Annotated in this window: 7 protein-coding genes; all 7 read left to right on the forward strand. The window is 35.3% G+C overall.

From position 1 onward, the window contains the following. Positions 1-203 precede the first annotated feature (203 nt). The 7 genes from ACFVRR_RS16090 (at position 204) to ACFVRR_RS16120 (ending at position 12,617) form a co-directional block, all read left to right on the forward strand. Complete coding sequence (locus ACFVRR_RS16090) at positions 204-1,187, forward strand: tRNA dihydrouridine synthase (RefSeq protein WP_387330702.1); 984 nt, start codon at positions 204-206, stop codon at positions 1,185-1,187. A gap of 350 nt (positions 1,188-1,537) precedes the next feature. Next, positions 1,538-2,455 (forward strand): N-acetylglucosamine kinase, encoded by a 918-nt coding sequence (locus ACFVRR_RS16095; RefSeq protein WP_387330482.1) that lies wholly within the window; start codon positions 1,538-1,540, stop codon positions 2,453-2,455. Between the two features lie 33 nt (positions 2,456-2,488). Beyond that, complete coding sequence (locus tag ACFVRR_RS16100) at positions 2,489-3,616, forward strand: MupG family TIM beta-alpha barrel fold protein (RefSeq protein WP_387330485.1); 1,128 nt, start codon at positions 2,489-2,491, stop codon at positions 3,614-3,616. 26 nt (positions 3,617-3,642) lie between these two features. Beyond that, positions 3,643-5,010: a sugar phosphate nucleotidyltransferase gene (locus ACFVRR_RS16105; protein ID WP_387330488.1), complete on the forward strand. Its 1,368-nt coding sequence runs from the start codon at positions 3,643-3,645 to the stop codon at positions 5,008-5,010. A gap of 33 nt (positions 5,011-5,043) precedes the next feature. Further along, on the forward strand, positions 5,044-5,760 hold the full coding sequence (locus tag ACFVRR_RS16110) for an SIS domain-containing protein (protein WP_387330490.1): 717 nt from the start codon (positions 5,044-5,046) through the stop codon (positions 5,758-5,760). A 442-nt stretch (positions 5,761-6,202) separates the two neighbouring features. Next, a complete protein-coding gene (locus ACFVRR_RS16115; RefSeq protein WP_387330493.1) occupies positions 6,203-8,143 on the forward strand; it encodes a BglG family transcription antiterminator in 1,941 nt (646 codons plus the stop codon). A 172-nt stretch (positions 8,144-8,315) separates the two neighbouring features. Further along, entirely contained in the window at positions 8,316-12,617 is a 4,302-nt protein-coding gene (locus ACFVRR_RS16120) for an InlB B-repeat-containing protein (RefSeq protein WP_387330496.1), read from the forward strand. Positions 12,618-12,697 lie beyond the last annotated feature (80 nt).

Below are 12,697 nucleotides of genomic sequence, written 5' to 3' on the forward strand. Positions count from 1 at the left end.
AAGTGTATTGAACCCAGCGTACTTCTAAAGTTCTTCAGTTTTTTTAGCGAAACCCTTATTAACTAAGAACTCTGGATTGCTATTTGATCGCGTGGAAATAATAAGGGAATGACGATACAAGTGCAAGCAAGTATATCTTGCTTTTTAATTTTGGGATATGAGATTGGACTGTAATCCCATAATGAGAGGATTTGAAAATGGAAATGAAAGATAATTTTTGGCGTGATTTACCGCGACCATTTTTTATACTAGCACCAATGGAAGAAGTGACGGATGTTGTTTTTCGCCACGTTGTAAGTGAAGCAGCCAGACCAGATGTGTTTTTCACAGAGTTTACAAACAGTGAGAGTTATTGTCACCCAGAAGGAAACAAAAGTGTGCGTGGACGTTTGGCTTTTACAGAGGATGAACAGCCGATGGTAGCTCATATATGGGGTGATAAGTCCGAATTCTTCCGACAAATGAGTATTGGTATGGCAGAACTTGGATTTAAAGGTGTGGATATCAATATGGGCTGTCCTGTACCTAATGTGGCAGGGCACGGAAAGGGAAGCGGTCTGATTCGCCGTCCAGAAGTCGCAGCAGAACTAATACAAGCAGCAAAAGCAGGAGGATTACCTGTAAGTGTGAAGACAAGGCTTGGTTTTTCTGAGGTAGACGAATGGCGTGACTGGCTAACTCACATTTTGAAACAAGACATTGCCAATCTGTCGATCCATCTTCGTACAAGAGATGAAATGAGCAAAGTGGATGCACATTGGGAATTAATACCGGAGATAAAGAAACTTCGTGATGAAGTGGCACCTGACACACTCTTAACGATCAATGGGGATATCACTGACCGTCAAATTGGCTTAAAGCTCGCTCATCAATACGGTATTGATGGGATTATGATTGGTCGCGGTATTTTCCATAATCCGTTTGCTTTTGAAAAGGAGCCGAAAGAACATAGCAGTAAGGAACTACTTGATCTCTTAAGATTGCATATGGATCTCCATGATAAATATTCATATTTAGAGCTGCGTTCGTTCAAGGCTCTTCATCGCTTTTTTAAGATATATGTTCGTGGATTTAGAGGGGCAAGTGAATTAAGAAATCAATTAATGAATACATCATCAACAAATGAAGTACGTGCAATGCTTGATAATTTTGAGTCAAAGAATCTTGATGGAATATTGGAACTGTAAAAGTGTCAGCCCTTGTGTTGTCAATTACAGTCTGCACATATAAATACAATTAAAAAGTACTCTCTAGAGTAGACAATTAAAAAGTCTAACTATAGGGTACTTTTTTGTTTTCATTTATAATCTAGAACTTTGACGAGTTGTTAACATTGAATAAGTGGTTTTTTTCCTTTACATGAAGAAAATATCCACCTAGTAAATGAGAAATGTTTACTTTACAATAAGTGCAACTATACATTCATAACAAATTTGAAAATTAAAATGAAATAAGATAAGAAAAAGAATAAAGCTATATGTATAAGTAGATTGATACGATAACTCATTAGCTTAACGAAAGGATGGATCAACACATAATGAATAGATTGATAATCGGAATGGATGGCGGAGGAACTAAAACGAGAGTTATGGTCAAAGAACGCCTAGATGGAGAAACGTTATTTGATCAAAATTTTGGCATGTCAAATTATAACAACATCGGTGTAGAAGGGCTTAGACCAGTATTTAGTGAAATATATGAATCACTTGTTTCATATTTTGGAGAGCGTTTACAAAATGCGATTCTTGTACTAGGCTCTGCAGGAGTAGATCGACCGAAAGATATTGATATTTATTTGAATGCATTAAAAGAAAGTGGTTTTACTTGCCAACTAGAAGTAGTAAATGATGCAGAAATTGCTCTTGTAGGTGGGAACGGAGATCGAAAAGATGCTTTGATGATTGCTGGAACAGGCTCCATTGTTATGGGAGTAGACTTAAAAGGAAATACAATACGCTCAGGCGGATGGGGCGGATTAATAAGTGATGAGGGTGGCGGTTTCCAAATTGGTTTACATGCAATCACGGCTGTTATGAATGAGTATGACAAAGTAATTGCTCCTACTTCATTTACCGAAAAATTGCTCGCTCATTTTAAGTTGAATTCTCCGGAAGATTTTATGGATTTATTATACTTGGAAGATACAATACCTGTAGATAAGGTAGCTTCATGTACACTAATCATTTTAGAGGCATGGGTAAAAGGTGACGAAGCTGCTCGTACAATTGTTGAAGGAGAACTAGATAAGTTGGTTCGTTTAGTCATTGGAATCAGCCGACAAATGGGTTCAATTAATTTCCGACTATCTGTGGCAGGAAGTTTGTTGACGAAATCAGCTGAGTATTTCGATACGCTAAAGGAGAAGTTAAGTGTGGCTTTACCACATGTTGAACTTTCTGCACCTCTTTATGATCCAGTTTTCGGTGCCATCATTATTGGTGAGAAGTACAAGTAATTCAAAATAAAAATAAAGGAATGGCGATCGAATATGCGTGAAATAGGAATTAGTGTATATCCCAACTTTTATCCTTTGAATCAAATCAAAGATTATTTAGAGAAGGCTAAGTCATTAGGCTTTAAAAAGGTATTTGTTTCACTTATTTTAAATAATCATGGTTTTGAAGGTGCAATTAATGTAAATGCAGACACTTGGAATGAATTATTTAGTTATTGCAGGGAATTTAATATGACTGTGTCAGCTGATATGAATGATGAAGTTTTCAGTGAGTTGGGTTGTACATTAACCGACCTTACAGCATTACAGAATATGGGCATCACAAGGCTCCGCATCGATGGAGGGTTTACGAGTGAAGAAGTTGCGCTCCTTTCAAAAAATAAACAGGGAATTCTAATAGAAGTAAATGCTTCAATGTCTTCTTCTAATAATCAAAATGGAAACGCTTTACGCGAATGCCGTGAGTTTTTAGAAACAATAGAAAGAGAAGGAAATATCGGACAACTTACAGCTTGTCATAATTTTTTTCCTCTACCAGATACAGCATTGTCTTTAGAAGACATACGCTCAATTAACAATATGTTTGCTTTATTCGGTGTGCTAGTTGGAGGATTTGTTGCTTCGCAGCTATCGCCTAAAGATTTACACCATTTAGGTCATGGAGTTTGTACAATTGAAAAACACCGCTTCTTGCCTAGTCATATTGCCATGCTAGAGTTATTTGCAAATGGTTTTAATGATGTGTTAATTGGTGACTCGTTTGCAGATTTTTCAGAGCTAAACGAAATGGCTAGATGTTACAAACAGGACTATATAGAAATTCCAGTTGTTTTTAATCAATATGTTCCCGAACAGACAAAGGTGAAAATTAGTGAGCAGGTTCTTATTTCAAGAGTAGATCAACCAGCAAATCTTATTCGTGCAACTGATACTAGGGGAATGGAAGTACCTCATTGCTATTGTGCTCCAAGGGAGAAATATACAGTTTCTATTTTAAATAATCGAAGTGCACAATATGAGGGAGAGGTACAAATTTCATTAAAAGATTTAGGGCAATCCGTTGAACATAATGTCATTGGATTGGTTCATCCTTTTGCATACGAATTAATGCCTTATCTTTTAGCAGGCAAAAATAAGTTTCGATTAGTTGAATATAAGTAAAAAAATTTTATAGTCGAGGTATTAGAATGGTAAAAAGTGCAGTAATTCTTGCGGCAGGCAAAGGGAGCAAAATGAATCCTTTCAACGCAGTTCGCTCCAAAACAGCAATAAAAATCGCTGGTAAACCATTAATACGTTATAATATTGAATCCATTTTAGCAGTGGGAATAGAAGAGATAGTTGTAGTCGTTAATGAGGAACATCAAAGAGAAATTGAGAATCTTCTATTCGACATAGATCATGTTAAATTTGTTGTTGATCAATCAAATTTAGGAAGTGCAGAAAGTTTAATAAAGGGAGTTGAGAAACTTTCAAGTACTAAGGAGTTTCTAGTTCTTTACGGTGATACGATTATCGAACAAAAGGATTTAGAGCAATTAGCTAATTCGAACAAACCTACTGTTTTGTTGAAAAAATTAGAAGAATCATCAAGGAATTGGATTGGTGCGAGTGTAAAGAATGGATTTGTTCAGTCAATCGGTGCTCACTACCGTGGTGACAGTATTACCCACCAATTCGGAGGATTTCTTTTTGACGAGTCATTACTAGATGAATTGAAAAGAACGCCTGATTATTTTCCGAATGTAAAAGTAGGAGTGGGTGTTCCGAAAGAACGATACATCGAAGCTGCCCTTCTAAAATTACTTGAGAAAACAAAATTACAAGCGATTGAGTGTAATGGCTATTTCTTTGATATCGATAAACCTTGGCATATGTTAGAAGCGAATGAATATATGGTGAATCATTTTTGTAATGCAATAAAAGAGAACGAACTAGCAGAAGGTGCGACGATTTCAGAAAATGCAACTATTCATGGTCACGTAAAGCTTGGTAAGAATTCCTCAATTGGTGATCGAGTTGTCATTCACGGTAACCTAATTGTAGGTGATCATACAATCATAGATAATGGTGCGATTTTCAATGGCAATGCAGTTATTGGCGATCATACGGCCATACGTAATTATTGTATGATTTATGATGGAGTTTCAATTGGATCGCATTGTATATTCGATCATTGTGCAGAATTCCTTGGTGGAATGGTAATGGATAAGGTCTATCTTTACCACTATGGCGAGTTTTATGGTGCAATAGGTAGTCATACGGATATCGGTGCTGCAACCGTCTGTGGAACATTACGCTTTGATGACGGTGAAACTGAGCACGTTGTAAATGGACGGAAAGAAATACCGTTACATTTTTCAAATGCAGCTTATCTTGGTGATTATTGTAGAACTGGTGTGAATACGATTATTATGCCTGGATGTAAAATAGGGGCTTATAGTGTGTTGGGTGCAGGTGCAATCATTGATAAAGATATTGAACAAAATAGTCTTGTTTTCGTAAAACAAGATCTAGTTATAAAAAAATGGAGTGAAAAAAAGTACGGTTGGTAATTTTATTAAATCGATAAAAGAAGGTATTCATTTATGGAGAATTATTTTAAGTATGTGATGGCAAATCTCGAAAAACTAAATACGACACAGAATCAAAACATTGACCAAGCAGCAACATGTATTTTTGAAGCCATTCAAAATGGAGGTCGCTTCCTTGTTACTGGTTCAGGTCATTCACATATGTTTGCAGAAGAATTTTATGTAAGAGCGGGTGGGTTTGCGGAGGTCTCTCCAATTTTGCCGAATGAGTTTTTTTTACATGACCATCCATTAAAAAGTACTGTGATCGAACGAATAGAAGCTTATGCAAAGGTAATTTTTGATTTGTATAAAATAAGCTCAAAGGATATTCTTGTGATTGCTTCCAATTCGGGAAGAAATGGAATGACTGTTGAACTTGCAAAAATGACACAGGAATGCGGTGCAAAGGTAATTTCTTTTACGAATCCAAATCATCCAGAAGGCTCAAAATCAAGACATAGTAGCGGAAAATATCTTTGCGATTTTAGTGATGTAGTCATAGATAATTGCACTGGACCTGGAGATGCTGCCTTTTATGTAGAAGAAGCAAATACAGGTATGGGGGCAACTTCCACAATGTCTGGAGCATTTGTTGCTCAATCAATTTCTATATTATTAGCAAAAAAATATCATCAAGCTGGATTAAAACCACCTGTGTTTAAAAGCTCTAATGTAGATGGTGGAGATGAATGGAATAAAGAGTTGTTTGCTAAGTATTATGGTGTTTAATTATTAATTGAATATCTATTAAAAGATCTAAAAAGATTGATCTTACTTTATTGACTCGCTTTTGCGTTCCCATTTTATGGGAGCGCTTTTCGTGTTTGTGCGAATTAAAGTGTTAACCGCATCTTACAGAATTTCTAATACATTGTTAAGAAATGCTTAAAACAACAAAAAGCCAAAATCCTTGATCCTATTGCTTTTATGCTAAGATAAGGATTTTTTTTGTATACAAAAGAAATAGAATCGGTTGGTGCTAGTAAAATGTACCTGTATTTTATTGTAGGACATAGGTCGTATTATTGCATTAGTATGTAGCATGACATATGAACTAAAATTATTTGTTTTAAATTGCGAACTATTTTGGAAAAATTCAAACTGTTAAATAGATTTACTGGAAAGTAAACTTAAAATACTAGATTAGGCATCTAGAGTGATGAGGTGATATATGCGAAGAGATCTAATCTTGCAATATTTGTATCAAAAAGGAAAATCACTAACTTCACAAGAACTTGAATCTGAATTCGCCATTTCAAATCGTACTTTAAGAAATGAATTAAAAGAATTAAATGCGATTGGAGAAAAAACAGGATTCGTGGTTCAGAAGAAACGTGGTGAAGGCTATTTACTTCATGTAGAAAACCAAGAATTGGTTCAAACATATTTGAAAGAAATAGACGGGGCATTAGCACCAGATTTACCTCGTGTTCGAGTAAATAATATTATTATGCTTTTGCTTCAAACGACTGAGTTTCAAACGATTGATATGTTTGCTGATAGTCTAATGATTAGCAGATCGACAGTTTTTACCGACATGATTGAAGTTGAAAAGCAAGTAAGGATTTTTGATTTAAAAGTAGAAACAAAATCACGTTACGGAGTTCGTTTACTTGGGGATGAAACGAATTTTAGAAGAGCGTTTTCCTACTTCCTAAGTCAAAAAGAAACAGGATTGTTAAAGAAGTCTATCTATCAAACTTTTGAAAAAGCATTTCCGTTTGCGGAAATTCGAGCTGTTTTGAGTGAAGAAGTACAGAATAATCAATTGAAATTAAGTTATTTTGCATTAGAGAACATTTTAGTGCATATCCAAGTACTCTCGTTTCGAGTAACTCAACACAACTTTATCTTGCCTAATCAAGAAAAAAAGTTAGATGTTTCTCTAATCAAACAATCGTTTATGAATATAGCAAAGAGAATTTGTGAAATTCTTTCTGAACTATATCATGTCGTATTACCAGAGAGTGAAATTATTTATTTAGCTGCACATATAAGTGGTAAATCGAGTGTAGACGATATTGAGGAACATGAAAAAAATGACTTAAAACAAAAACTAAAGAATTGTTTAGAAAGATTAGATCAGACATTCTTAACTCAGTTTTCAGGTGATCAGCAACTTTTAAATACGATGATCATGCATATGTATCCTCTGTTAAGAAGATTATATTTCAATTTAAAGCTTACGAATCCATTGATAGATGATGTTTATAGTAGGTATTCAGATGTATTTATGATTGCTTTAAACTTTTCTGAAATGATAAAGGAAATTTGGGGATTCGAACTTTCTAGTGACGAAATGGGTTACATCACAATGCATTTAGCAGCTCACGTAGAAAGGGAGAAGCAAAAACAATTAAGTTCCTTCAAAAAAATTCTATTATCTTACGGATTAGGAGCAGGATCGGCCGATTTAATGAAAATGAAACTTGAGACACTTTTCCTAGGGGCAATAATTGATGTCGTCTTGTATAGTGAGCTTCAATCTTTAAATTTAGAAAATTATGACTTATTAGTTTCATCTACTTCGATTCCTTTTGACAATGTTTCGATTCCATATATTCAAGTAGCACCAATATTAACTGAAACGGATGTTCAAAGAATTCGACGTACGCTTACTAGATACCCGGCTAATAAAGTTAAAGAAGATGTACCAACACTTTTATCTTTATTTCATACAGAATTGTTTTATATAGAGGAAAGCAAAGAGTCGTTTGACTACAATGTATTTATTAAAGAAAAGGCAAAAAGCGTTGTTGAACTAGGATTTGCAGCACCTAACTACCCTGCTTTAGTTGTCGACCGAGAAGAAAAAATATCGACGATACTGCAAAATGGAATTGCAGCACCACATGCATTAAAAATGGTAGCAATTCAGGATTCAATCAGTGTGGTGATCTTTAAAAATCCGCCAACAATCGATGGAAAAGTTGTACAAATCCTATTTTTAATTAATCTTCGTGCCGGAGACTTGTTTTTACACAAAGAGTTAAGTCGATTATTTTTACACTTAATGGATCACCCCGAGACGAAGCAAAAAGTATTAAAATCAAATAATTTCAACGATTTTCAATATGAAATTTCAAAAATATTGTTTCAATATGGTTCGTAACAGTTTAGCGATCATTCTAGGAAACAAAATTAGTAGGATGATCGCTAATAGAAACGAATCAACTTCATGCTATCATTTGTCCTTTTTAGATAATCTTGAAAACGGTTACTTATAAAAAAAAGGGATCTTCGATTAGAAATTTAATTAAAAAAATTATTTTGGAGGAAGATAAATGAAAAGAAATAAATGGTTTTTAGGTAGAGCTTTACCGGCTTCAGTATTAGCAGCTTCAATGTTTGCAACTCCATTTAGTGGCGTTGTTGCAAAAGCAGCACCAACTATTACAACTCAATCAGTAGCGCCAATCTCAACTGGCACTAAGATTTTTATGAATACTACACAAATCACTCATGCAAAACCAAGTGGATTAGATACAACAAAGCCAATAAAATGGACAACCTCTGATCCATACGTTGCATATGTTGACACGATTGGTAACGCAAAAGGTGATTACAGTGGAAAGATTTTAGGGGTATCTGGCGGATCTGCAATCATCACAGGTACTGGAGTAGATTTAAGTGGTAATGCAGCTACTGTGAATATTACGGTTTCTGTAATTGAAACGCAGGCATCTACTAATCTTGAAAAGGTAGTTTACTATTATAATGCGGGAGATTCAAAAATTCCTGCAGCTCTTTCAACATCTAATTTGCAAACAACAAATATTCCAACTGCTCCATCAGGAACTAAGTTTCCTTCAAAAAACTATGTTGGCTATGTTAATGGAGAAAATGGCGTAAAATGGTTAGTTTCAAAGGATACTTTAATTAAGTCAAATGGAAACGTAAATTTTGGTCAAGAAAAAGATCATCCTGTGACAACTGGTATCGTATCTGATGCAATTACTTTATATGATCCAAACTTAGCTCCGGCTGATCAAATTCAATATTTACAAGGTGGAAGATATATTCCTCAAACTGGTGAAAATTCAGGTTCAGGAGTCGATAAAAACGGAAACCCGACACAATTTAACGCCAAAGAAGTAATTACAAACATTATGTCTGATGGAAATAATGGTCTTTGGATTCTAGGCGAAAAAGGAAATGCTACTCATATTGTAAGAAAACAAATGTCTCTAATGGGCAAATCATTAGTTCAAGAAGAAATTTCTAGAAACTACGCAGATCGATTTGGATTCCAATCTGGTTCTATGAGTTTTGCTAATAAGGATAATATGATTAAAGCTCTTATGACTGCAGATAAAGATGCTATAAGCTCAATTTCTGATACAGATAATGATGGATTATGGACAACAATGTACGCTTCAGGTGAAATTTGGAGATACAACTATATGAAAGAAAACTTTGGTGAAAAAGATGCTAGAACAATAGATGCTAAAGCTTCTGCTGTTCGTGCTGTTGAAGCCATTGTAACGCTTGGGTATGTATCTGGAACTCAGTTAAAAGTACCTTCAAAAGACAATGTTAACGATGTTGTTTATGTTGTTAACTCACTAGGTGGCAAAGTAACGACGATTGATGAAGGTAAGAAGTGGCTTGCGGATAACGAAGGTAAACCAGTATTCGTTGATAATGAAGGAAATTATACGTTGGACACAACAGGAAAACCTGCTTCTGCTGGCTTCTTTGCTAGATCATATAAAGTAGAGGGCAGCAACAATGGTTCTACGACCGCAGAAAGCAAATCATGGGATCAAGCTTGGCTTCAAAAAAGTGCAGGAACTACGACTGATGTAAATGGAAATTCAGTTAAATATTCTGTTCCAGGTAAAATCAGTGGAGGAACTGCTGGAATCAAAGCGTATGACACTGTTGCGGTACCACAACGTTTAACGAATATTGTAAAAGAGCAAAATCCTAATTTAGATGATGCAACAAAAGCTTTAGACTCAAACAAAGTCTATTATAAAGCAACTACGTCTACAGACGAATTAGTAGGTCATTACTTTACATTAGACCTAGCTTATAACACGTTTAAAGATAGTGATCCTGAATTAGCGGCTCTTGTGAAAAATGATTTAATTAATCATACAAACGCAATGGTTTTAAACAACTATTATCAAGTAAGTGTTACTGGGGAGAACCCAATTGAATCTCGTTTCAATGGAACAGCTCCTGGAAATGGATTAAATGCTCCTTCAGCTCCAACTAAATGGGCTAATTTAAATCCAGAATTCCTTGACGGTGTATCAAATGCATGGGGTAGAAATGACTACGAAGATGGTCCATTAAATGCAACATTGGCATTACAAATGCTTGTAACTGCAAGAGATATGGGCGGTTATACACCAGCTGAAAAAGCTGCACTTGAAGCACAAGGTGTTGCAGTAATTTCTCCACTTGATTTTGCAAATGAATACAAAGTAATGAATGGTGTAAAAACGTCTACAACAGCTTCAGAGCACAATGATTATGAAACAAGATATCCAAAGTCATATAACTCAACTTCATTACTTGATATGTCATTACAGTACCACTCAAGATACTTTGGTATTTCTGCTCATAACGGAGACGATATTGGCGTAAGTGGTGTATCTTACGAATCATACATGAACTATTCTGATGAAGAAGAAGCTGCACTTTCATACTACACATTATCTCACCATGCAGAGAAAATGAACGTTAAAGGGATCTTAGATGGAATGAACCAATGGTGGTTCAATGAAAAGAGAGAGAAAAATCCATTTATGTCAACTTTCTACGCAGCTTCTCTAGGTGCATTGAAAGAAAAAGGATTTAGTATCGGAAGTTCAACGGTTGACCTTGAAGGTTCAACATGGCAAATGACACGTATACCAAATAACTTCATGAACTGGGATTCTCTTTCTGCAAACAGAAATGACGTAACGCATGTGACACCTGATTTAATGGTTGATCAATTAATTCCACGTGATGAAGTGATGATGTCTAAATACAATACAAATATTTTCGGAACGATGGACCGAAGAACAATTGATTCTGGTAACAGCTTATCAATGGAATCTTCAACTGTAACATCTATGCCTTATTGGTTAACTCAAAACCCTGAGGATGCTGCATATGTAGAAGATTTAGGATCAAAAGTTACTGCGCCAGTAAATAACGGAACAGAAAGTATTAATTATCCAACAGATGTAGCAGCTATGAATCCAAATGCTAAATATAACGAAGACACACATACATTCACGATTAATGTTGGTGACTCAGTTAAATTGGATGCTAAAACAACAGGATATACGAACAATGTATCTTGGTTAACGAATTCTTGGGATTTAGCTGGATATAGCAATGGATTACCAACGCAAATCAATGCTGATTCAAATGTATCTCAAGTTCTTGATTTAAGAACTTTAGCAGCTTACGGTGAAGTTGGAAATGTAGATGCAGCAGGAATTAGTGTAGATGGTGTGCATTATGGTTCATACGCAACTGCTTTAAGACCAGGAACTAGTACAGTTACGGGCTATGTAATCGACGGATTCTTTAGAACACCGAAAAAAATCACATATACAATCAAAGTTGTTGATCCAATGAAGTCAGCTGAAAAAATTGCTCCAACTGAGCTTGACAAGAACGCATTTGCATACCCAACTTGGTTAAAAGATGCAATGGCTGAAAAAGGATTAAATACAGATGGAAACAAATATGTAGATGTTAGTTACGAATCATCTTCACCAGACGATGTTGCTGTTGATGCGGATGGAAAAGTAACATACAACACTGATAAACCAGCTAACATCACTGCGACGGTTGTATATTCTGGAATGACATTGAACGGAGAAGCACAATTTGCAAATGATAGCCACGTGATGACTTTTGTACGCACAGTATCTAAAGATGCAAAACAAACAGTATCATTTGATTCACAAGGTGGATCTGCAGTAGAACCAGTAACTGCAACATACAATGAAGCGATTACATCTCCAACACCAACAAAAACAGGTTATACATTCCTTGGTTGGTATAAAGATGCTTCATGTACTCAAGCATGGAACTTTGCAACTGATACAGTGACAGCATCTACTACACTTTACGCTAAATGGGGTATTGGCAAATACACAGTAACATTTAACAGTAAAGGTGGATCTAACGTAGCTCCTATAACAGGAAACTATGATTCTATCATTGCGAAACCAGCTAATCCAACGAAAAAAGGATTTGTCTTTGCTGGATGGTACAAAGATGCAGGACTTAAAACAGCATGGAACTTTGCAACAGATAAAGTAACAGCAAATACAACACTTTATGCAAAATGGGATGTTGCTAAAGCAACAGGACTAAAAGCAACAAAAGCAAGTACTACTTCAATTAAAGTAAATTGGACAGGCGTAAGTGGTGTTTCTGGTTATGAAATCGTTCGTGCTACAAAAAGCGATTTCTCTGATCAAACAACAAAAACAACAACAACTGGAACATTTACTGCAACAGGATTAGTTAAAGGTAAAACGTACTACTTTAAAGTTCGTGCTTTCACTCTTGATGGAAAAGTTAAAGTTTACGGTAGTTACACAACTGTTATTAAATTCAAACTTTAAATCTTAAATTTAAAAAAGAAATAAATTCTAAAAGGGATCTTGGTATATGGTTAATTAGTGATTTACCAAGATCCTAATTC

The sequence above is a fragment of the Gottfriedia sp. NPDC057948 genome, from assembly GCF_042887255.1.
Taxonomy (GTDB): domain Bacteria; phylum Bacillota; class Bacilli; order Bacillales; family Bacillaceae_G; genus Gottfriedia.